The organism is Pseudoalteromonas sp. MSK9-3 (genome assembly GCF_003590335.1).
Taxonomy (GTDB): Bacteria; Pseudomonadota; Gammaproteobacteria; order Enterobacterales; family Alteromonadaceae; genus Pseudoalteromonas.
Genome location: NZ_MIET01000015.1, coordinates 1 through 24,720, shown reverse-complemented (window position 1 = coordinate 24,720; position 24,720 = coordinate 1). Strand labels below are relative to the sequence as shown.

Sequence of the window (24,720 nt, the reverse complement as noted above, 5' to 3'; positions counted from 1 at the left end):
AGGTTCAACAGTGTAGGCCAACACTTTAAAACACTGGATTCTGACCTTCGTCAGAAAGACAGTGTAAGGAGCCAGTATTCCGTTTTATCTTAGCTGTTGGCGGGGCTTTACGCCGCGCATATGGCAAATTTTACACCTTCGTCTCCCTGAACTCGTTTCAGGGTCCACAAAACACCGCGACTGCGTGAATAATCCATCCTTGGGGCTGGGTTACATCAAGCGTTACCTGCACAGATTAAGCTCAACAGTGTAGACCAACACTTTAAAACTCTGGATTCTGACCTTCGTCAGAAAGACGAATTATGCGGAACTTCACGCGTTGGCGAGGCTTAATGCCGCGAATATAGCAAATTTTACACCTTCGTCTCCCTGAACTTGATTCAGGGTCCACAAAACAATCACGACTGCGTGAACAATCTATCCTAGGAGCTGGGTTACATCAAATGTTTCCACCATGAATTAGGTTCAACAGTGTAGGCCAACACTTTAAAACACCTGCACAGATTAAGCTCAACAGTGTAGGCCAACACTTTAAAACACTGGATTCTGACCTTCGTCAGAAAGACAGTGTATTGAGCCAGTATTCCGTTTCATCTTAGCTGTTGGCGGGGCTTAATGCCGCGAATATAGCAAATTTTACACCTTCGTCTCCCTGAACTTGATTCAGGGTCCACAAAACACCACCACAGCGTGAACAATCAATCCTTGGGGCTGGGTTACATCGGTCATCCATGACCTCACTTCTTCGTGCTGCGCTTTTATAAAACGAAAGCGTTTCAGTCACTCATTACCTAAGCTGCCTGTGCGGCAGTGAACTACCAAAAACAGCAAGACACCTTCATTAATAATTTCTAAGCTGCCTGTGCGGCAGTGAACGACCAATTGGTGCGGCGGTGGGTGCCGTGCTTTTTCTAAGCTGCCTGTGCGGCAGTGAACTTTTGAGGGGCTTTTCTTCTGCAACTGTTGACTTTCTAAGCTGCCTGTGCGGCAGTGAACGAGATGATGAGGCAGGAGCTACAAAAGATAAATTTCTAAGCTGCCTGTGCGGCAGTGAACAATGTTATTGGTGGTTACTGCACAGTCAAAACTTTCTAAGCTGCCTGTGCGGCAGTGAACAGGCAACGATCTCATCCTTTCTCTCTATAAGCTTTCTAAGCTGCCTGTGCGGCAGTGAACGGGAGCTACAAAAGATAAAGGACGCGGTTGAATTTCTAAGCTGCCTGTGCGGCAGTGAACAATGAACTATTTTGGTAAAGTTAAATTAAATCATAATGTTACTAATAAAACTTACATTTTACCCTTTTAAAACCAATTAAATTTAGGTGATTGTTTTATATGGATTTTTTAAAGAGCTAGAAATTAAAGGGTGTTTTTTCACCTATTCGAACAAATAATGACACGAAACATTCAAGATCACCACGGATGATTTTAAAACTACATTGAATATTCATTGCAGTGCTAAAGGCATAAGGCTTTGATCGGTGTGAGAGGGTATTTGACACAGTGCGTGTCAATCGCTCGTTTTCCTATCTGTGCGAGAAAATGTGAAGGCTAAACCTTCGCCTACAGAACGCCCCGTGCGTGCCTTTATGGTCCAATATATATATCTTTATTGTTCACCCACAAAAAAGATATATATGTTGAACAAAGTTGGATACAAAAACTCTGTTGATATATCCAACATCAGATTACTTCAATCTAATAAGCTCTAACGTCCACCTGAGTCCGACTTAACGACTGCTTTTCAGTCATTTTCGCTCATAAAATCGTTTGCTCTCCTAGTTCCAAATTTCCCCAATACAATTCATGCGAGAGGCAGCAACTTACTTCATAATTGCTAATTACAAATGAATAATTAGCAATTAACTGTCTGAGGATATGCTGAAAATGATTTTGAGTCACTTCGCGACAAAAGAGTGACACTTTGTGTTTACGTCTCGGGCTGCTGGTTTGTGCTGCTTCCTCGGCTATTTAAGAAGTCTAGTTGAGTTTTGATCTCCTTCTCTAACTCACCAACATAGATTAATGATGTCTCGATATTCGCGTATTTACCGCTTCTGCTCGCACTAAACCAATTGAATGACCCCACGGCCATATACCGATCATCAGCAAAAACGCTTTTACTATGAACACCATTTATCACATTAATAACAATACCAAGCTGTTCCAGGGTCGCGCAGCAATGTTGAAACGCTTTTACTTTAGTGATATCCGGGTGATTAGCGATCGTGGTATTGAAATGTCTGTCAGTGTGTATAGTTATCTGGACACCTTTGTGCTGTGCTGTTTTTAGTAGTTCTAGCTGCCCAGTTGATTGCAGTTTGTCTAGCAGTAACCAAGGCGAGACAATATCTATTTTTCGTTGTACTTCATTCAGCAGTTTTGATAAGAACGCATCGTGCTCTTCGGCATTGGTTAGCAGTTTCGGATGGCCGCATAATTGCAATAAATCGGGGCGTTGACCAACACTAAACTCAAGCTCATTTCGCTCGTCATTGAAGAGATACTTGGCGAGTAATCCCCGTGGAGAAAATGATGACGCCGCTTCAATGATATCCAAATCACCAAACACCAAGAATGCATCTTTGGCTCTAGAGACAGCGACGTTGAGCATTGACGGATCCATATCGATAAAACCGCCATCGTTGTGTCTGGTGTACACCAGAGAAAAAATAATGATTTTGCGTTCAGCACCTTGAAGAGAGTGAACGGTGCCAACGGTTAGTTGCTCATCCCCTTTGCCTGCTTTGATATCGAACTCACCACACGCGGCCGTGATCTGATTCACTTGAGCTGAAAATGGAGTAATGATACCCACACACTTGGCCAGTGGCTCGCCGTAGTAATTCTCTATTTCAACCTTGTTGGCATGTAACCATGCAGCGATAGTTTCTGCTTCTAACTTATTGCATCGGCTGCCGCTAAATGATTCCGCGATACCGTCGACGTGCAAATGACTGAAAGGAGAGTAGAGGCTATCTTCGGTCGCTTGTCCTCGCTTGGGGATCAGGGTACCTTGATAGCAAAGGTCATTGCAGTATGAGATTAGTTCATCGTAGCAGCGTCTATGTTCTTGCAAAAACATTCCAGGCTCAGCTTCCGGCATATAATGAAAGCGGCTTGCTTGTTGTGCTACATGCATAACACTGCCAGTCACTACACTTCGGCCTTCCTCTTGAATGACTGTGTAGTCATCATCAGAGCTGATAACTTTAAGCTGCATTAAATTACCCCGATCAATTGATGAGCACACATTTCTAATCGGCGGGATTTGGTAAATATCGCCAATCACCAATGCTTTTTTGGCTAGTGAGAACGAGGCCGCGGCAACTTCTGGAGCTACTTGGCCTGCTTCATCAACGATCAAAAGGTCGATTTCATTGAGCAGATAGTCAGTTTCAAATTCATTATTCCCAACGTGAGACTGGTAAGTCATATGAGAAGGCAGGGAATGGAACGTTGAAACAATGCAAGGAGTGAGCATCATTCGGCGTTGCCAGCGAGGACGAACCGTTTTCAAACCTGTTTTCTGGGCCTGCTTATTCAGATCTTGGCCCAAATTTCGGCAACTGAGCAGCCAGCATGCTTCCCAGTAATGGACAGCTAAGCGGAACATTCGAAAACGGGTCGTAATATCTAAAACCGAATCGATCTCAGTCAGTTGTGGAATAGTTTGCTCTGGAAAGCCCTCAGTAAAGTCATGGATAGCATCAAGCCAATTCAGTTGTGATTGCTCAAACTCTTTATACTGCTCTAACCAAGATTGATAACGGTTTTTTTGATCATCAAAACTCTCTTTTTTACTAGCAAATACTTGCTTGAGTAGGCTCTCAAACCGGTCCGATGACAGATTCTTAATTTGATTTTCATCGTGCTCAATAAGGTTTAACATGAAACTCTTGCGCTGGAGTTCAAGTTTATTCCTGATTGGCGGCAACCACTTAAACAGAGTTAACCATATAGATTCATTGCCGAGGTAGCTTCGCCAAGCAGTTAAGTGTTTTTTGGCGTTATCTTTCAATGCTTGTGTATTAAAAACGGCTTGTTGTTGATCTGCCAATGTTTGTTGGGGATTATCTCCCAGCCGAGAATGGATGCCATTCAGCTGGCGGTTGTAATGATGCCAATTGTTTTGGATGTGATCTAACTGGTTTTTATGTTGGCGCAATTCGGCAAGGAGATACGCTTTAACTTGTGTTACATCAGCAAAATTCTGTTGTGGAAACGCCTGTTTTGCTCTATCCAAATAATGCGCTTGGGCTTGATCGAGAAAATCCAACTGCTCGACTTTTTCATAGAAATGATTAGTTTGATAACTTTTGGCAGCTTCCAATGCTCCATACGCCGATGGTAGGTAGCCACCATAGCTAAAAATGTCGGGTAACCATCGGCCTGATAGTTCATCGTCGCCTTCATCGAAGTCTTTACCAAAAGCATCAATGATGTTGGTGACTGCTTTATTATTAGTCGATGCCGCAATGATTAGCGGCGGCTGACTCTCTTTTAGCGCAGATTCAATCCACAGTGACGCGACTACAGATAGAACAAAGGTTGTTTTACCTGTGCCAGGAGGACCATTTACTGCAAGAATATCGCCTTTTTGCATGGTTAAGGTATGGGCCAAGGCATCGCATTGCGCTTTAGCTAGCGGGAATAGACTATTTGAGTGGCCCAAACGCAAATTCACCGTCTGAGATACATCAATACATTCATCATGGTTGGTTACTGTTTTTGTCGCGTAATTATCAATCAGAGGCAAGGTTGTGTTTGAAGTACTAAGGTTATCGTACAGTTTTAATATATGCTTCGAAGTTCCCAAAAACTCGCTGATTTTGTTGACTAAGCCACCACTTTCAATGTTTTCGTAGAACTGCTCAATTCGGTTTCTATCGCAGTAATCGGCAAATAGTTTTTGGGTGAGTCCGTAGTAGTTGTGCCATTCTTTTTGATGGCTCTGATACTGTTCTTCTTGTTCGAATTTGGCTGGAATGCTTTCAATAGGCTGTGCTGGAATTTCATTTGATGTCAGGAATTCATCGAGCTTATCGACGTCAGCGATAGTAAACGTGTCATTTCCTTGAGGATCAAGTAAATCTCGAGGTATGAATGGCGTGGTGTGGGGAAATAGCAACCCTTCACGATTGACCCATAAAGTGCAGACAATCGGTATCAGTACATCAGGCATATTACCGCTGTAATCTTTGCCATGAACTTTGCGAAGATAGTAGGTAACCGGTCGATGATGAATTTTTACAGCGGTAATTTTGTCTGGTTCATTGCGAAACAGATCTTCTAGCAATGTAGAATCAGAATTAAGCTTACCTTCTTTGAACTCGTCGGTTGTAGCTCGCACGTAATTCTTCAGATCTTGCTTTTTTAATGCACCTTTCGCGCTATCAGCATCGGCAAGAGAATTACGCCAATAATGAATCCAGCCCTGATTATTCATACCCAGTCCTTTTAAATTTTGCGTTAAGCGAGTGATTTTTAATCGAATATTATATTACCAATGGAGTGTTTTTTGTAAGAACTTCGAACAAGTTCTTACTCGGTGACCTATGAGCCATGCAGTCGAAGAATTGAGGCTGGGGTATTATGTCATATAAATTCAATGATTAATTCTGTGAATATTTAGCTATTGGTGACTTATAGTTGGCTGTCAGATGACGTTTCCAACTTTAGTTAGAATCTACAAAAATGTCGCCCCACACTTTAATACTTAGTATGTATATCTTTATTGTTCACCCACAAAAAAAGGCGCTTTCGCGCCTTTTCTTATTCTACAGTTACTGATTTTGCTAGATTGCGAGGTTGGTCAACATCGGTGCCTTTGATCACCGCAACGTAGTACGACAAGAGCTGTAATGGGATTGTATATACAACAGGTGCAATCGCATCTTCTACGTGATTAACATTGATTACACGCATGGTGTCGTCTGATTCAAACGCGGTGTCTTTGTCAGCGAATACATAAATAATACCGCCACGAGCACGCACTTCTTCAACATTTGATTTAAGCTTTTCAAGCAATTCGTTGTTAGGTGCTACCACGATGATTGGCATATCTGCATCGATCAAAGCTAACGGACCGTGTTTTAACTCACCCGCCGCATAGGCTTCTGCGTGAATATAAGAGATCTCTTTAAGTTTTAAAGCCCCTTCCATCGCAATCGGGTATTGCGAGCCACGGCCCAAAAACAGTGAATGGTGTTTATCAGCAAACTCTTCGGCTAGGTCTTCAATATCGCTTGCCAGTGTGAGAGCTTCTTCCAATTTGTTTGGTAGCGTTTTAATGGCATTGATGATTTCACTTTGATCTCGACCTTTTTCCTGTGCAATTGACGCAGTTAGCATCAATAAGCCAACAAGTTGCGTGGTAAATGCTTTGGTAGAAGCAACGCCAATTTCAGCACCCGCTTTGGTCATAAAGGCCAAATCAGATTCACGCACTAATGAGGAGCCCGGTACATTACAAATGGTCATTGACCCCATATACCCTTGCTCTTTCGCTAAGCGCAGTGCAGCCAAGGTATCGGCGGTTTCACCTGATTGTGAAATCGTCACAAGTAAGCTGTTTTCGTGTACAAACGACTGGCGATAACGAAACTCAGAGGCAATCTCTACATTACAGCTCACGCCTGCAAACTGTTCCAGCCAATAGCGCGCGACCATGCCTGAATGGTAAGAAGTACCACAGGCGATAATTTGCACGTGTTTTACATCTTTAAAAATTTGCTGAGCACTGGCGCCAAATGCATCAACGGTGACACGATCATTTTCAATACGCCCTTCTAAGGTGTTACGCACAGCCAATGGCTGCTCATAAATCTCTTTGAGCATGTAATGACGATAGTCCCCTTTGCCAGATGCATCTTGGGTGATGTTTGATTCCACCACATCACGCTCAACGGCATTACCTAAGCTGTCGAAAATTTCCACTGTATCGCGGGTAATGCGTGCTACATCGCCTTCTTCTAAGAAGATGAAGCTGCGGGTCACAGGTAACAGCGCTAATTGATCTGAGGCGATGAAGTTTTCACCTAAGCCCAAACCAATTACTAACGGGCTACCTGAGCGCGCGACAATCATTTCATTATCGTTCGCTTTATCAAATACCACGGTGCCATACGCGCCTTCAAGTTGCTTAACCGCAGCGCGCACGGCCTCTAATAAGCTATCATGCTGCTGACGCAGCTGATGAATGAGGTGCACCATCACTTCGGTGTCTGTTTCTGATAAAAACTCGTAACCATCCCCTTTCAACGCGGTGCGCAGTGGGCCATGATTTTCAATAATGCCATTGTGCACAAGGGCAATTTCATCATTAGAAATATGCGGGTGAGCATTGGCTTTGGTTACACCACCGTGGGTTGCCCAACGCGTGTGTGCGATCCCGGTGGTCCCTTTCACTCCTGCATCAAGTAAGGCATTTTCCAGGTTGACCACTTTACCTACCGCCTTAACGGTATTTAACGTGCCAGCCGTACCTAAGGCTACCCCAGCAGAGTCATAACCCCGATATTCAAGACGTTTTAAGCCTTCAATTAAAATTCTATTTACTGGGCGTTCAGCAACCGCCCCAACTATGCCACACATACTCTCTCCATTTAATTTTGCACGCTAGTGTGATGTTTATATTCATGAGCTAACACGGTTTACTCTATGTTTGCTCGTTGATTTACACCTCGACACAGATCAGTTGCACGCCACACGCTTCAATCACTTGGCGCGCTTTCGCTGCCAAGTTGTTGTCGGTGATTAAAGTGGTGACTTGATCCCAAGGTAGTTCTAAATTCGGTATTTTGCGGCCTATCTTGTCAGACTCAACCATCACCACTACTTCACGTGCTGCTTCTGCCATCACTTGGCTTAAGCCCACTAGCTCGTTGAATGTGGTGGTACCTCTTTCAACATCAATGCCATCAGCACCAATAAAGAGTTGGTCAAAATCGTATGAGCGTAATACTTGCTCTGCCACTTGCCCTTGAAACGATTCTGAGTGCGGATCCCATGTACCACCAGTCATCAATAAGGTTGGCTCATTTTCTAAAGAAAGCAAACGCTTAGCGACATTAATTGCATTAGTCATTACAACTAGGCCGCGTTTACTGGCTAGTTCAGGGATCATGGCTGCCGTTGTGCGGCCACTGTCAATAATAATGCGGTTATGATCTTTGATTAAATTGGCAGCGGCTTTAGCAATTGCCATTTTGCGAAGGGAATCTTGCTTATCGTTGCTTTTTGCAACGATTTCTTGCGGTAATGCAATCGCGCCGCCATAACGGCGTAAAAGCAACCCACTCTTCTCAAGGGCAGTTAAGTCCTTTCGAATCGTAACTTCTGATGTTTCAAATTCAACAGCAAGTGTATCAACACTGATCTCACCTTGGGTATTTACTAAATTTAATATGGTATGCCGACGCTGCTGGGTGTTTCTTTTGGTCATTTGAGTATCATTAAGTTTCGTTTCGAAATTTAATTGTATTTTAAACGAAACTTAATGAATTACAATGCTGTGGACGTTTTACATTGAATATGAGCCTTTGCTAGCACATTAGCTGTTCAGTATTAAAGTCACAGACCGCTGCGATACCCAATCTAATGAGACAAGGTCAACTCGATTTTACCATGCCCTGCAGTTGCTGTTCCGACCATCTCATCATAGGCGGTTTCCATATCCAAAATAGCTTTCGTTGCACCCAATTCGATCAACTGCATTTCAGCTTCTCTGAGCGATTTAAACGTCACAGTGTTACCTTTTTTATCAGCAAGTAGATGATAGTCACCATTGTCATCTAGTCCACCGGCTAAGTAATGACTTGAGTCGGCATAGCTTAATATCACCGCATTTAATTCTTGTTGCTTGAAGTGGTTTTTCAATTGTGCGCTTTGCATAAATCACCTTGGTTTATTTTGTTTAACTTTTAATAAAACGTGCCGAAGTAACAGGTAGCTCACTTTTTGCTCAATTTATTTTTCCTGAAGCAAGAAAAAAAGGCGCCGAAGCGCCCTCTAGTAGGAAGTCAGTACGCTTATTCGTATCGTAAAATCAACGAAGGACGCGTATTTGCCGCTTTGAATGCAAGGCTCGCAACGGTCAACCAGGTAATCGCAACAACACTCAATGTAGCGACTCCATATATCCAAATTGCTTGGTCAGTCCGTTCATTAAAGTTATTTAACCAGTCACCCATTAACCAATACACCAAAGGAATCGCAATAAGACCACCAATGCCTACAATGGCTAAAAACTCTTTCGACAATAAGTTCACGATGCTAATTCGAGAAGCGCCCAGCACTTTGCGTACTGCCACTTCTTTTTGACGGCGTATCGTCGCAAAAGATGCCAGCCCTAAAATGCCCATGCAGGTCAAGATAACCGCAAGACCGCTAAAAATCACCACGAGTTGCTGCATCCGATGCTCATTAATATGTGCCCGTTTATAGTCATCTTCGATTAAGCTAATATCAACCTCTGTGATTGCCAACTCTCTAATTACAATTCTTTGCGCTGCTTGCATGATCCGCGCTTTGTTAGTGCCTGGGCTTACTTTAATCACAATAGATGCCAATGGGTCTTGAGCGCTTGCAACATTAACTGAAACTGGCAGCTGCTGCTGACGTGCTGAGCCAATTTTCACATCCTTGATGATACCCACGACTTTTGCTTTGCCTCTGCCACTTTGAGTTGCCAGCGTTTGTCCAACCAGCTCTGCAGGATTAGCGTAGCCCGCTTGTTTAGCTAAACTTTCAGACAATAAAACAGAAAATGAACTAATGCCCTGCTCGTCTGTTGCCATCCAATCGCTCGCATACTGTGGTGAGAAGTCTCGCCCGGCAACAAGTTCGAAGCCTAAAGTCTCAGCGGCATGGAACCCGGTTGAAATTGATGGTTGAGTGCCTCTAAGTCGCTCACCATTAGGCCAGACTAAAAATAACTCTGAGGTCATATCATGTGTTAACAGTGTATTTGATTGTGTAACTTGTTCAACACCATCTAACGCTTTTAATTGGCTCATAAGACGATTATCATTCGCTTGATAAATCGCTTCAGTTGGTAGGTTTTTAATAATCACTCTATCTGTTTTACTGTAGCCAACGGGTAAATCACCAATCAATGCCATTTGTTTGTATACCACGATAGCAGCAACAATCAAGGCAACAGATAACCCACCTTGTAGCCCGAGTGTGAGCTTGCGAACCCAAATGGCTGTTTTTCCCCGTTGCAAGTCACCGCTCAATACCCGTTTAGCGCTAAATGACGAAATGAATAGTGCTGGGTACAAGCCTGATAACAGACCAATTAATATCACAACAACCGCCACTAATACTAAAAACAGTGGTGAGAAGCTTAACGATAAGCTGCGCTCAAGTAATTGATTCGCTGACGGGATCATTAGTTCAACTAACACCAGTGCAATAAGGGCTGCAATCATCACGACAAACATGGATTCAGTTAAAAATTGAGAAATAAGCTGTGGTTTACTCGCTCCAAGCGCTTTTCTTACCCCAACCTCTTTGGCGCGCTTTGCTGCACCTGCAATATTTAAATTAATAAAGTTCACGCTGGCGATCAGCAACAATAAAACCGTTAATGCAATGCACACTTGCATCACCAATGATGAACCACCTTGCTTCATCTCAAATGGACCACTGCTATTGAAATGTAGATCCTGAAGTTTATTCAGAGTCAAACCAAGTTGTTTATGGCGGCCGGTAGATTTTTCACGCATATTTTCTACCATATCAGCAACGATTAAATCCGGATCGGCATCTTCAGCTAAACGTAAATATACATAACCACGGATCGGGCTATTTAATACCGTTGGAATAGCAGCTAATGTATCAAATACAAAGTGCGTGTTATCAGGTAAGTCAGCAAATACAGCGGCAATTTCATATCGCCCTTGTTCATACGACAGGGTTTGCCCTACCGAGTTCTCATTACCAAATAAACGAATCGATTCAGCTTGGCTAATCGCCAATTGTCCAGGTCTCGTTAGCGCTTTATTTAAATCACCAAAAAGTACTTCTAAGTTAATAAAATCAAGTAAATTTGATGATGCAACTAACACATTACTCAACCGAGCAGTTTCACCTTTAATCGTTACATCGAGGATCATTGGTTCAGCAAAGTAACTGAGACTATGTGCATCTGTTAAAATTAACGCATCTTCCACTTGCGTGTGACTAAGCATTTCCAGCGCCAAATCTGAATCAGACGCAGCTATCATCTGTAGACCCCAAGGGCGATAATCAGTATGAACGCGGTAGACGCGATCTGCATTTGGATGCTGACTATCATATGATAATTCATAGGCCGCGAACAATGCGACCATAATGGCAGCCGCTAAACCAATACTAAAGCCCAGTAAATTCAACATGAAATGTTGAGTGTCTTGCTTGATGGACCGAAGCGCGGTTTTAAAATAGTTAAATATCATTTTCAATTTCCTTCTTCATACTGCGCCTTTGACTTACTAAGCAATGGCAACAGACTCATATATACTAAAACGTATATACTGCTACGCAGCCCCTGATACAGTGACAACCTCATTCGCTTTATCGAGTATCACTTGACCATCGAGTAAGCGCACTAAACGGTCTGCGTAGGTGCCTTCTTTTTCTGAGTGAGTCACCACAATCACAGTTGTACCCTCACGGTTCAATTCACGCAGCATCGTCATCACTTCTTCGCCATTTTTCGAATCTAAGTTACCCGTCGGCTCATCGGCAAGGATCAGTTTAGGATTAATAACCAAGGCACGCGCCACCGCTACACGCTGTTGCTGTCCGCCAGAAAGTTGTTGTGGCAGATGGTCTGCACGATGGTCAATGGCGACACGCTGTAAAATAGCTTCGACCCTTTGCTTTCTCTCCGCTTTAGAAATATTTTGATATTGTAAAGGCAGCTCCACATTCTCATAGACGGTCAATTCATCAATAAGGTTAAAGCTTTGAAAGATAAATCCAATTGACGCTTTACGTAGTTCGGCTAATTGTTTTTCGCTATAACCGGCGATATCTGTTCCCGCAAACTCAAAGCGGCCTCCTGTTGGGGAATCTAGCATGCCTAAAATAGACAATAGAGTTGACTTACCGCAGCCTGACGGCCCCATAATGGCTAAGAAATCACCCTCTTTAACCGTCAAATTAATACTATTTAGTGCTGTTGTTTCAACGTCTTGCGTTCTAAAAACGCGGCTTAAATTATTTAACGTAATCATATTTCTGTCCTTAATTCGGTTCACTTACACTATTGTTATTGTTGTATGTTCAGGTGTTCAGCTTTATCAAAACTACCATAGCTTGATGTGATCACTTTATCGCCTGCCTGTAAACCGGCCAGCACTTCAAAGTAATCTTGATTTTTTTTACCTATACGAATGTCGCGTCGCACAGCCGAATCACCAGATTCGGTAAATACATAGGCCCAATTGCCACCGGTACTGGTAAAAAATGCACCGCGATTAAGTAACAAGGCATCTTGTTTATTGCCGCCTAACATTAATTCAACCTCGATGCTCTGACCTCGTTTGATACTGTCAGTGCCAGTTGGCAAATCTACTTCAATTTGAAACTGTGATTGCTGTACGCGACTGTCTATTTTACTCACTCCAGCCTCTACTATCTTGTTGTCAATCTGAACCATCACTGGCATATCTCGTTGAACTTGATTTAAGTAAAACTCATCTAAACGCACCACAAGCTTATATTCATTAGGAATATCGACCTGACCAAGCCGAGCACCTCTGCTTTTTGACTCGCCAATCTCGACATCTAACTCACTTAAGTACCCTGTGACTGGTGACTTAACCAACAAATTGTTTAGGTTATTTCTCGCAAACTGGAGGTTTTTTTGCAGCATTTTAGCACTGTCCTCCAACTGTGCGACTTGCACTTCGCGTATCGAGTTTTCTTGCTTTTGTCTCTCTAGCGTAAGTTCTTTACGCGCCTTGTAATAAGAGAGGTCATCCTTGATCTCAGAGAGTTCATCCTTGGCTAATACACCTTGTGAGACAAGAGAATTAGACTGTTTATATCGACGTTCTAAGTGACTTATCTGTAAATCAATTTCAAGAATATCTCGACGCAAATTCAATCGATTTGTTTCCATATTCATTTGCGTATTCCGTAAAAAATTCAATTGCTCTGTCACCTGGGCTTCACGACCCATCACATCTAATTGCAAATTCGTATTGCTTAAGCGAACCAAGGGTTGTCCTTTTTGCACAAATTCACCTTGCTCCACCAATCGCTCCTCGACTTGGCCTCCAGCTATCGTATCAAGATAGACGGTTGTTTTTGGTACCACCTGACCCCTTAAGCTTAATGCATCTTTAAACGCGCCTTGGCGCACAGTACTCACCGTAATACTTTGCTTTGATACTTTTTGACTGCGCCCTTCAGACCCCGTTTGACTAAACCCGTAAGCCACGGCTGTCACACTGAGCACGGCTGCAACGATTGCCCCTTTTTTAAAATACTTTTGTAATCCTGAGCGTTCTATTTTTTTATCCATCATTCAATTCCTGCTGATATTTGTTACTGGCCGCTGATAACGGCATATGCAGTAGGTAATTCAAATTTCATGCCAAAATAAAAGCAACTAAATATCAATCACTTATATATATTATTTTTAATTTCCCTTATTAGATGTCCGATAATAGAACACTACAACAATTCACCAGTGCCCAAAAATGGACATCCCATACTTAAACCAAGTAGTATTACGCTAAGCTCACATAAAAACACAAAACAGGATCATTCATGAAGCAAGCGGGCTCTATTTTAGTTGTTGACGATAACCCAGATATTTTGATTGCAGCGCGACTTCTTTTGAAACAACATTATCAAGTTGTAAAAACAACCGATAACCCATTCGACATTGAAGGCATTATCAGGTCACACACAATTGAAGTTATTCTGCTAGACATGAATTTTACCCAAGATGCTATCAGTGGCAAAGAGGGGTTTTATTGGCTAAAAAAAATCATCGCGCAAGACCCTCGCATTGTTGTTCTGTTAATGACAGCTTATAGCGATATTCAACTTGCTGTAGACGCAATCAAAGCGGGCGCATCTGATTTTATTGCGAAGCCTTGGCAAAACGAGCAGTTGCTAGGCGCCGTTACTGCCGCATTCGCACATGCACAAGATAAGCAAAAAGTAGATAAGCTCACACGACAAACACAAGGATTAAATCAAGCGCTGAGCCAAAGTAAGAAAAGCGCCACATTTGATTTTTTAGGCCAAAGTGCCGCGATGCAACAGGTGTTTTCTACCATACAAAAAGCCGCACAAACCGATGCAAATATATTGATTTGTGGCGAGAGCGGCACGGGAAAAGAACTTGCAGCACAAGCAATCCATCAAGCCAGTTTACGTCACGAAAACCCATTAATTAGTCTCGATATGGGGGCTATTTCCGGCAATATTTTTGAGAGCGAATTATTTGGCCATAAAAAAGGCGCATTTACAGATGCCAAAACAGACAAAGTTGGTCGATTTGAGCTTGCCCATGGCGGTAGCTTATTTTTAGATGAGCTGGGGAACTTGCCTTTGGCGCAGCAAGCAACACTCTTAGCTGCTCTACAAAATAGGCAAGTTACACCGGTCGGTGGTACACAGCCCATCGATGTCGATATTCGTTTGATCTGTGCAACCAATGATAATCTCGCTGATGCCGTTAATGAAGAAAGATTTCGCCAAGATTTATTATATAGAATCAATACGATAGAAATCCGAATACCCCCTTTAAGGGAACGCATAGACGATATACCCCTACTGGTAAATTATTATTTAAAACACTATGCGCAAAAATATAAACGAGAACTCAGTATTAACGCTTCGGATATGGATGCACTTTGTCAGTATCCTTGGCCGGGAAATGTGCGTGAACTAGCACATGCAATTGAGCGCGCCGTAATTTTAAGTGATGGAGATAGGCTAGATATAGGGACAGTCGTAGGCCAAACACCGACGTTAGAAAACCCTCAAAAAAACACATCGCAGTCCACTACAGAATACGATACATTTGATTTAGAAATTTTAGAGCGACGCGCAGTTCATGCCGCATTAAAGCACTATCAAGGTAACGTCAGTCATGCCGCAAAAGCATTAGGCTTAACGCGCGGTGCTATGTATCGCCGTTTAGAAAAGTATGATTTATAAACGCATTCTCAATAAGGCACCCCCAAAGGAACTCTCAGCGTGATCAACACAACCTCCAACTCCATGCTTCTCTTAACCCTAAACCTTGCTGGTCTATGCGTCTGTGCTAGTGCGTTAACCTACTTGTATATACAATATGGATTTTCTGCAACATGGGTGCTTATTTTACTCGTTGCCTTATCTTTAAGTGGATATATATTCTCATTATTTCAAAAGCACAATAAACGTTTAAGTCATGTAATAAAAGCACTCGCAAATGGCGACAGTACACTAGGGCTAGGCGTGCGAGATCCTATGAGGCAACACTTTGAAAAAGTTAAAAAACAAATGCAGTCTGCCCGCTTTAATGCTGAACAACAAGCACAGTTTTTACAAGCACTTTTGGTGCATGTTGATTTAGCTGTTTTGGTCTGTGACGATCAGGGAAATATCATAGAATCTAACCCTGCATCGGCTAAACTATTGGGTATATCGGCCAACCATTTGTCACAACTCCAACATCTTGGCCAACTTGTTTTAGCAACGAATAAACGCCTTCGTAGTAGTGCACAATGGCAGCAAGGAGAGCAACAAGATACCTTGTCTATACAAGTAAGTGTTGCTGAAATACAAGGACAAGTACGTAAGATTATTACGTTACACTCAATACATGATGCGTTGCTTTTAAAAGAGCAGCAAGCCTATAAGCGATTAACGCAAGTACTGACTCATGAAGTAGCGAACTCAATCACCCCGTTATCATCAATTGCTCAAACCTGCCATAGCTTGATACCTGATTCACTGACATTTACGGACCAAGAAGATAAACAAGATCTCAGTTTGGCGCTAAATACATTGGCATCGAGAACCAAGCACTTAGGTGAGTTTATTGAACGCTTTAGAAATGTGAGCAGTTTACCCAGTCCAACACTTGCACCATTACAGCTACAACCGCTACTAGAGCAAATAGTCTCACTACACAATAGCCAACTTACTCAACATCACATTACTTGCTCACTTAGCATCAAAACGTCGCAATTGATCATGTTAGACCTTGGGCAAATAGAACAAGTGCTGATCAATTTGTTTAAAAATGCCATTGAGGCCATAAAAATTGCCGAACAAAATTCATCAACCTCACGCGAAGAGCGTTTGATCATGGTCACTTTGGACCAAAATAGTGCTCAACAAGTTTATGTTGAAATTACTGACTCTGGTTTAGGTGTCGCCGAGCATGTTAGAGAGATGATATTCGTGCCATTTTTCACAACTAAACAACAAGGTTCAGGTATCGGCCTTAGTTTATCAAGACAGATTATGGTCAACCATGGTGGGGATTTAGTTTATGTTACACGGGAAAGGGGCGCCTGCTTTCGGTGTATTTTTGGTTAAACGAGCAAGACAAAATTAAAGAACGTGCGTGCTCATTAGATTCAATGAGCACGCAAATTTATTTATTTATTACAGCCTATTACAATAAAGCGAGATAACTCCTCCTGCTTTAATATCCCTTTATGATCAGTGTCTATCGTGATTGATTCCATGTTGTTCGCACTATGCTGTGCCATATAATCATTATACGCTTCTAAACAATAAGGTGATGCGGCAGCATAAGCACCTCTTAATACCACACCGCTCGCCACAGTCGGAACATAATTATCAAACCAACTTATTTGCCTTTGAGCCAACAAATTAACGTGATCTAACAAATCACTCTCAATAGCGTCATCTTTTATATGACGCTCATCCTCTACTGGTGTTACATGGCATGATTTAACCATTTGTATTGATTGCTCAAAATAAACATCAACAAAGGTAAGCTCTACTTGAAAACCATGACCACGAAGCATATTAGCAGCTTCTAAAGCCAGAACCCCACCAAATGAATGACCTACCAATTGAATCACCATATTTGGCTTAACGGTTGTCGCAATCGCTTCAGCAAGCTGCTCTGCATTTTCAGTGAGGGTTTTAAATGGCTGCAAGCCATCGAGCAAGCCTCGATGTGGACAGCCATATACATTAATATTATGCGATGAGAGCGTCGAGGCTAACCAAGCAAAATCATGTTCAGTGCTTGCAACACCCGGTATTAAAAATATCGACCTATGGTACGCTTGAATGTCCGACATAGCTCGAATTAAGGCACCGTCAGCTTGCAATGATTTACCATCACATAATCGCGCCATGGCCTCAATGGTCACAGTACTAAAGAGATCATTGAGTGAAATCTCAACCCCAAAACGCTGCTTCATTTGCGCACACAAACGCAACATTAACAGTGAGTGGCCCCCTATTTCAAAAAAGTTTGCCGTGGTGCTAATACCCACCGCTTCAATGCCTAATAATTCAGACCAAATCTCAACCAGCCTTAATTCGACCTCTGTTTGCGGAGCAACATAATCACCTTGCAGGACTGCACCTTCGGGTGCTGGCAGCGCCCGTTTATCTACCTTCCCGTTTGGCGTCAACGGCCATTCATGCACCACCATCAAGACACTGGGTACCATATACTCGGGTAACTGTGCCGCTAACGCTGTTTTCACTTGGTCTATCAAGCTCGCCTGAGCACCGTCGTCTAGCACCGCTGGTGAATGCATATAACCTACCAATTGCTGGCTACCGGCTAACTCCTTGGCAATCACTAAAGCTGACTCAACACCCGCTTGTTGTGCTAATTGTGTTTCAATCTCGCCAAGCTCAATTCTAAACCCTCTGATTTTAACCTGATCATCTGTACGGCCTATAAAGGCCAACTCACCATCTGGTAAATACCGGACTAAGTCTCCCGTACGATATAACCTTTTTGAACTATGTAGGTCATTCTCATCAAAATAAGGGTTATCAATAAACCGCTCTGCGGTTAAGGTTGGCTGATTTAAATAACCTCGGGCTAACCCATCTCCCCCTAAATATAACTCTCCAATACTGCCTTTGGGGCTGAGGGCTCGCTGATCATTTAATATGAAGAATTGTGTATTTGATATTGCCCGACCTATCGATGTCTCAGATAGCTCCTTAGCCCTCCAGATAGAGCTACATATAGAGACTTCCGTTGGTCCATATGCATTAAAGAATTTAATGTCATGCACCAACCACTGATTTATCAATTCCGCAGAACAAAACTCGCCACCGACTACAACATGGCTAATGCTGTTCTTATGCTCAGGACTGACTAACTGCAGCATCGATGGGGTCATCATGATATGGGTCACATCTTGGTGTTGTGTCAGCTCTTGTGCATAATCACCTGAACTCGCCAGTGTCATTGTTGCACCTGAACGCAAAGACATCCATATGACCCAAGTTGCCGCATCGAAGCCTATCGAAGTTGATTGGAAAAATACCGAGTTTGGCGTTAATTCAAAGGTTTCAGCATTATCAACCACGGTATTAACTAACCCTTGATGCTCGATCATCACCCCTTTAGGCTTACCTGTCGAACCCGACGTATAAATCACATACGCTAAATTACTGGACGATAGCCCCAATGCCGCCTTATCTAAATTACCGGTACTGTAATGACCATACTGCGCTGCTTCTAAAGACACCAACGCCCCCGTAAACTCGCTCAAAGCCGTGGCCCCTGCACCCTGATGTAATACCAAGCTTAACTGCGCATCCTCCAACATATAACTTAAACGCTCTTGCGGATAATTTGGGTCCAGTGGTACATACGCCCCACCCGCTTTCAAAATGCCTAAAATCCCGACCACCATCTCCAACGAGCGTTCCACACACAAGCCTACCAAACTGTCTGGCCGAATAGCATGATGCTCCCGTAGGTAATGCGCCAGTTGGTTTGACTGCTCGTTCAACTGCTTGTACGTCAGTGTTTTATCGGCAAAGACCACCGCAACCTTATCTGGCTGCTGCTGGGCTTGTTGCTCAAATAAGGTATGAATGCATGCCGCTTTATCGTATGCAATTTCCGTATTATTAAGCCCAGTCACTAAATGCGCCGTCTCTGACTCCGATAACATCGCCAAGCTAGGCAGCGCCACTGTCTCCTCTGTGATTTCACTCAAACTCGTTAGTAAACGACACAAATGTGCGTTTAAACGCGCTATCGCTGCTTCACTGAATAAGCCAGTATCATATGTCCAGTTAATACCAACACCCGCATCGCTCAATGTTAGCTCAACATCTAGGTCAAACTTTGCCTGTACCGCATCGCTTTCATACGCGCTCATCTGCACCCCTGGTAGGGCGACTGACTCACCTTCCTGATGCAAACCATAGTCTGTGTTCGTCGTCATCATGATTTGGAATAACGGGCTATGTGCCTTACTTCGCGGTACCTTCAATCTATCTACTAACTGCTCAAATGGTACATCTTGATTTGACTGCGCCTCTAGATGTACCGCTCTGATATGCTTAAAGTACTCCCCAACCGTGTGGTACCCCGTATTTGCTCTGAGCACTAACGTGTTCACAAAAAACCCTATCAACGGCGTCAGCTCTGCCTGCATTCTATTGGCTACTGGCGTTCCTATCACGATATCTGTACTGTTACTGTGTTTTGATAACAACAGCGACAACGCACCATGCAGTAACATAAATGGCGTTAATTGATATTGCTTCGCGACGGCTTGTAACTTCTCCCCCACAGCACTTGGCAATGAACCCGACAATAACGCACCGTCATATGCCTTTATTTCTGGTCTTGGATAACACAGCGGTAAACTATGCACACCCGGTAACTCATCTAGCTGTTTCGTCCAATAATCTAATTGGTTATCCAGTACCTCTCCCTCTAAATGCGTGTGTTGCCAATGTGCATAATCTGCATATTGGATTTCCAGCTCTGGTAATGGACTTGCTTTTCCTTGGCTATACGCCTCATATAACGCAAAGAACTCTTTGGCCAATACATCCATCGACCAGCCATCTGAGGCAATATGGTGCATATTAAATAGCAGCACGCCTTCACTATCAGCCGTTTTGATATAGCTGACACGCAGCATCACATCTTCTGCTAAATTAAACGCCTGCGTAAACTCACTGTCAACCAATGCTTTAACCGCATGTGCTTGCATCTCACCAGTGAGATGAGATAGGTCTTCGACTGTCACCTCAAAGTGCACCGCTGACATCGCACAGATCTGTTGCTTCGCCACCCCCGCCACTTCAATGTAGCGCGTTCGCAAAACCTCATGACGTGCAATGATGTCACTAAAAGCACGATTGACCACCGCGATATCGAGTGCGCCCTGCACCTCAAAAGCCATGGGCATATTATACTCAGCGGAGCCCCCTTGTAAGCTATCAATGAACCATAAACGCTGTTGGGAGAATGACAAAGGATAATTGTCTGATGTCCGCTCAATTGCCAATAATGGCCCAGTGCTCTGGGTCTCTGACTCCAAGATAGCACATGCCAGCTCTGATAAATTACCAGTATTAAATACCGCTTTAACCGACAACTCTACGTCTAAGCGTTGACGAATTGCCGACACCAAACGCATGCTCAGTAATGAATGCCCACCCAATTCAAAGAAATTCGCTGTACAACTGATCTCAGCAGCATCGATGTCCAGTAGCTCTGCCCATATTTGAGTCAAAGCCCGCTCGGTATCTGTGCTTGGCGCAACATATTTGCCTTGGGATGCCGCACCATCAGGTGCGGGCAATGCTTTTTTATCGACTTTACCATTAGGAGTGAGTGGCCACTTATTTACCACCATCACAACGCTCGGCACCATATAACTTGGTAAGTTAGCCGCTAACCCCGTTTTGATGTCTGCCACTAACTTTCCTTGTGCTGTATCATCCAACTCGCTCTGTGACTGCACATAGCCCACCAGTTGTTGGCTGCCCGCCAGTTCCTTCACCATCACCAAGGCTGACTCAACCCCGGCTTGCGCTGACAATTGTGCTTCGACCTCACCCAGTTCTATCCTAAATCCTCGGATCTTCACTTGGTCATCTGCACGGCCGATAAACTCTAGGTTTCCATCCGGTAAATAGCGCACCAAGTCTCCGGTTCTATATAAACGCTCCGAGCTATTTGCCTGCGCAGAGTCATAGAATGGGTTCTCAATGAAACGCTCCGCCGTTAACTCTGGACGATTTAAATATCCCCGCGCTAAGCTGTCTCCCCCAATATACAGCTCTCCAACACTGCCTTGCGGTACCAAACGACGATGACTGTCTAACACCAAAGCCACATTATTATTTATCGCTTGACCTATAGGGGTCGTCTCAACACCATTAAGCTCACAGCCAGTGGCATAAACCACCGCTTCCGTCGGACCATACACATGCATTAAGCTGATGTCTGGGTACATCTCTTTGAATTTATCAATACTCTGTGTATTACAACGCTCGCCCCCAAATAAGACTTGGCGCATATCCGTATCAACAAAGGCATTATTATCAACCAATACATTAAATAACGCAGTGGTTGTGAAGAGGTTATTGATTTTATCTGCTTTTATTTGACGTTTGAGTTTATCTACATTGAGCACACTGTCATTATCATAGAGGTGTGATTCCAGCCCATTCAATAAACTAAAGAACAAATCATACACAAACCCATCAAATGCATAAGAAGATAAACTTGCCACTCGTGCCGACAACGCTAAGTTGGCATAGGTTGGTGAAGAAACAAAAGCGTTTACACCTTGGTGTTCAACTTCAACCCCTTTCGGTTTACCCGTCGACCCTGATGTGTAAATCACATACGCCAAATTCGCAGACGTGAGTCCTCGCATTGCTGCTGGGATATTCGCATCACTATATTGCTCATAAACGCTTTCTTCATCAAGGCGCACTGTATTGCCAGCATACCCTGCTAAAACATCCGCTGTTGCGCCGTGGTTTACTACCGTCTCTAGCCCCGCATCTTCTATCATGTAACTAAGACGCTCTTGCGGATAACTTGGGTCCAGTGGCACATATGCACCTCCCGCCTTCAAAATACCCAAAATCCCTATCACCATTTCCAATGAGCGCTCAACACACAATCCCACTAACGTGTCTGCATTAACATCATGCTGCTCTACCAAATACCCCGCAACCTGATTGGCCCGCTTATTTAACGCCTCATACGTCAGCGACTCGCCATCACACACCACCGCAATACTCTCTGGTTGAGCCATCACTTGCTGTTCAAACAACTCTTGAATGCACTGCGTGTTCGGGTACTCCACTGCGGTGTCATTTAACTCATACACCAAATGTTGCGTCTCTTGCGCTGATAGCATCGGTAAATCAGCCAACATCTCACTCTCTGTCTCGCTGAGTCCAGTTAACAAGCGACACAGATGCGTATTCAATCGGGTGATCGCCGCCTCACTAAACACACTCTCATCATACACCCAAGACAGTCCGACTCCCTCATCACTGATACTCAGGTTCACTTCTAAATCAAACTTCGCTGCAATCGTGTCACTTGCATACCCCTTCAATTCTACACCAGGTAACGAGATAGGTGTTGCGTCATCATTCACCCCGTAATCCGTATTCGTCGTCACCATGATTTGGAATAACTGACTGTGTGCCTTACTGCGTGGTACCTGTAACTTATCGACTAATTGCTCAAATGGTACATCTTGATTTGACTGCGCATCGATATGTACTTGTCTAATATGTTTAAAATACTCATCCATCACCGCATACTCTGTATCTACTCTCAGCACCAGAGTGTTCACAAAGAACCCGATGAGAGGCGACAGCTCTGCCTGTGTTCTATTCGCAACCGGAGTACCTATCACGATATCTGTACTGTTACTGTGTTTTGATAACAACAGCGACAACGCACCATGCAATAACATAAATGGCGTTAATTGATATTGCTTCGCGACGGCTTGTAACTTCTCCCCCACAGCACCTGGCAATGAACCCGACAATAACGCACCGTCATATGCCTTTATTTCTGGTCTTGGGTAACACAGCGGTAAACTATGCACACCCGGTAACTCATCCAGCTGTTTCGTCCAATAATCTAATTGGTTATCCAGTACCTCTCCCTCTAAATGCGTGTGTTGCCAATGTGCATAATCTGCATATTGGATTTCCAGCTCTGGTAATGGACTTGCTTTTCCTTGGCTATACGCCTCATATAACGCAAAGAACTCTTTGGCCAATACGTCCATCGACCAGCCATCTGAGGCAATATGGTGCATATTAAATAGCAGCACGCCTTCACTATCAGCCGTTTTGATATAGCTGACACGCAGCATCACATCTTCTGCCAAATTAAACGCCTGCTTAAACTCACTGTCAACCCGTGCTTTAACCGCATGTGCTTGCATCTCACCAGTGAGATGAGATAGGTCTTCGACTGTCACCTCAAAGTGCACCGCTGACATCGCACAGATCTGCTGTTTCGCTACCCCCGCCACTTCAATGTAGCGCGTTCGCAAAACCTCATGACGTGCAATGATGTCACTAAAAGCACGATTGACCACCGCGATATCGAGTGCGCCCTGCACCTCAAAAGCCATGGGCATATTGTACTCAGCGGAGCCCCCTTGTAAGCTATCAATGAACCATAAACGCTGTTGTGCAAAAGACACTGGCTGGATATCTGAGGTACGCGGTATGGCACATAAAGGTGTACTGACCACCGCGTCAGAATGATAGTCAGCCAATGTCAGTGCCAATTCGGCCAAATTTGGGGCATCAAAAATCACTTGTACCGGTAATTCAACTGCAAAGCGCTGACGTATTTTTGCCATCAAACGAATACTCAACAATGAGTGACCCCCCAACGCATAAAAATTTGCTGTGGTGCTAATACCTGCCGCTTCAATGTCTAATAATTCAGACCAAATCTCAACCAGCCCTAATTCGACCTCTGTTTGCGGGGCAACATACTCTGTTTCTAAACTCTGACTCTCTAACGCTGGTAAAGCCTTCCTATCCACTTTACCATTCGATGTAAGTGGCCACTCTCTTACAACCACAATTAGACTCGGCACCATATGCTCTGGTACAACACGACCCAGTGACGCTTTTATATCCGCTACAAAGGTGCCCTTATCATCTTCTAGTCGCGTATCTGTTGGTTTGACATAGCCTATCAACTGCATTGACCCCGCTACCTCCTTGGCCAACACCAACGCAGAATCAACCAAAGGCGCATTCCCTAACTGATGCTCTATCTCTCCTAACTCTATACGTAGCCCACGGATCTTCACTTGATGGTCGATTCGACCTTGATATTCTATTTCACCATCTTCTCTAACGCGTGCTAAGTCGCCTGTTTTATACAATCGCGGTGAACTATGTGGCAAACCCGCTTCTAAATAAGGGTTATCAATAAATCGTGCTTGCGTTAACGCGGCTTGGTTCAAATAACCCCGCGCCAATCCATCTCCCCCGATATGCAGCTCTCCTACCGCACCCTGTGGCACCACATTTAAATGCGGATCTAACACCATCAACTGAATATTATCTATGGCTTTTCCTATCGGAACACCCCGACTAATGTCACCCGCACAATCCCAATAACTCACATCTATCGCCGCTTCCGTCGGACCATATAAATTATGTAACTCAGCCGTCGGTAAGTTGTCTCTAAATGCCTTTACATGACCCTGTTGTAGAGCTTCACCACTA

10 protein-coding genes and 1 CRISPR repeat array are annotated in these 24,720 nt (G+C 43.7%); of the genes, 2 read left to right on the top strand and 8 right to left on the bottom strand.

Annotated elements, in window-relative coordinates:
• Positions 1-788 precede the first annotated feature (788 nt).
• Positions 789-1,236: direct repeats of the CRISPR family, unit length 28 nt; unit sequence TTTCTAAGCTGCCTGTGCGGCAGTGAAC.
• A gap of 694 nt (positions 1,237-1,930) precedes the next feature.
• The 7 genes from BGP78_RS06540 to BGP78_RS06510 all read right to left on the bottom strand — a co-directional run bounded on the left by BGP78_RS06540 (position 1,931) and on the right by BGP78_RS06510 (position 13,522).
• Entirely contained in the window at positions 1,931-5,449 is a 3,519-nt protein-coding gene (locus BGP78_RS06540) for an AAA domain-containing protein (RefSeq protein ID WP_119860654.1), read from the bottom strand.
• 326 nt (positions 5,450-5,775) lie between these two features.
• Positions 5,776-7,596, bottom strand: coding sequence for a glutamine--fructose-6-phosphate transaminase (isomerizing) (gene glmS, locus BGP78_RS06535; protein WP_119860653.1), 1,821 nt, complete (start codon positions 7,594-7,596; stop codon positions 5,776-5,778).
• Positions 7,597-7,678: 82 nt separating this feature from the next.
• The gene (locus BGP78_RS06530; RefSeq protein WP_119860652.1) at positions 7,679-8,446 is read right to left on the bottom strand and encodes a DeoR/GlpR family DNA-binding transcription regulator; all 768 of its coding nucleotides are present in this window, start codon (positions 8,444-8,446) and stop codon (positions 7,679-7,681) included.
• 152 nt (positions 8,447-8,598) lie between these two features.
• Positions 8,599-8,895: a DUF6482 family protein gene (locus BGP78_RS06525; RefSeq protein ID WP_119860651.1), complete on the bottom strand. Its 297-nt coding sequence runs from the start codon at positions 8,893-8,895 to the stop codon at positions 8,599-8,601.
• A 137-nt stretch (positions 8,896-9,032) separates the two neighbouring features.
• Positions 9,033-11,444, bottom strand: a complete 2,412-nt coding sequence (locus BGP78_RS06520) for an ABC transporter permease (protein ID WP_119860650.1) — start codon at positions 11,442-11,444, stop codon at positions 9,033-9,035.
• An 81-nt stretch (positions 11,445-11,525) separates the two neighbouring features.
• Positions 11,526-12,227: an ABC transporter ATP-binding protein gene (locus BGP78_RS06515; protein WP_119860649.1), complete on the bottom strand. Its 702-nt coding sequence runs from the start codon at positions 12,225-12,227 to the stop codon at positions 11,526-11,528.
• A 35-nt stretch (positions 12,228-12,262) separates the two neighbouring features.
• Positions 12,263-13,522 (bottom strand): efflux RND transporter periplasmic adaptor subunit, encoded by a 1,260-nt coding sequence (locus BGP78_RS06510; protein WP_119860648.1) that lies wholly within the window; start codon positions 13,520-13,522, stop codon positions 12,263-12,265.
• 248 nt (positions 13,523-13,770) lie between these two features.
• Here BGP78_RS06510 and BGP78_RS06505 point away from each other — a divergent pair, with 248 nt between their 5' ends.
• Both BGP78_RS06505 and BGP78_RS06500 read left to right on the top strand, forming a co-directional pair.
• On the top strand, positions 13,771-15,174 hold the full coding sequence (locus tag BGP78_RS06505) for a sigma-54 dependent transcriptional regulator (protein ID WP_119860647.1): 1,404 nt from the start codon (positions 13,771-13,773) through the stop codon (positions 15,172-15,174).
• A gap of 63 nt (positions 15,175-15,237) precedes the next feature.
• The gene (locus BGP78_RS06500) at positions 15,238-16,545 is read left to right on the top strand and encodes a PAS domain-containing sensor histidine kinase (protein ID WP_119860646.1); all 1,308 of its coding nucleotides are present in this window, start codon (positions 15,238-15,240) and stop codon (positions 16,543-16,545) included.
• Between the two features lie 62 nt (positions 16,546-16,607).
• Here the strand turns inward: BGP78_RS06500 and BGP78_RS06495 are convergent.
• On the bottom strand, positions 16,608-24,720 hold an 8,113-nt coding region (locus tag BGP78_RS06495), incomplete at its 5' end, for a non-ribosomal peptide synthetase (RefSeq protein WP_119860645.1).

Bases quoted from the DNA above. Each gene is read 5' to 3' on its own strand.
- BGP78_RS06520 (WP_119860650.1), bottom strand. From the start codon at position 11,444: ATGATATTTAACTATTTTAAAACCGCGCTTCGGTCCATCAAGCAAGAC.
- glmS (WP_119860653.1), bottom strand. From the start codon at position 7,596: ATGTGTGGCATAGTTGGGGCGGTTGCTGAACGCCCAGTAAATAGAATT.
- BGP78_RS06525 (WP_119860651.1), bottom strand. From the start codon at position 8,895: ATGCAAAGCGCACAATTGAAAAACCACTTCAAGCAACAAGAATTAAAT.
- BGP78_RS06510 (WP_119860648.1), bottom strand. From the start codon at position 13,522: ATGGATAAAAAAATAGAACGCTCAGGATTACAAAAGTATTTTAAAAAA.
- BGP78_RS06505 (WP_119860647.1), top strand. From the start codon at position 13,771: ATGAAGCAAGCGGGCTCTATTTTAGTTGTTGACGATAACCCAGATATT.
- BGP78_RS06500 (WP_119860646.1), top strand. From the start codon at position 15,238: ATGCTTCTCTTAACCCTAAACCTTGCTGGTCTATGCGTCTGTGCTAGT.
- BGP78_RS06515 (WP_119860649.1), bottom strand. From the start codon at position 12,227: ATGATTACGTTAAATAATTTAAGCCGCGTTTTTAGAACGCAAGACGTT.
- BGP78_RS06540 (WP_119860654.1), bottom strand. From the start codon at position 5,449: ATGAATAATCAGGGCTGGATTCATTATTGGCGTAATTCTCTTGCCGAT.
- BGP78_RS06530 (WP_119860652.1), bottom strand. From the start codon at position 8,446: ATGACCAAAAGAAACACCCAGCAGCGTCGGCATACCATATTAAATTTA.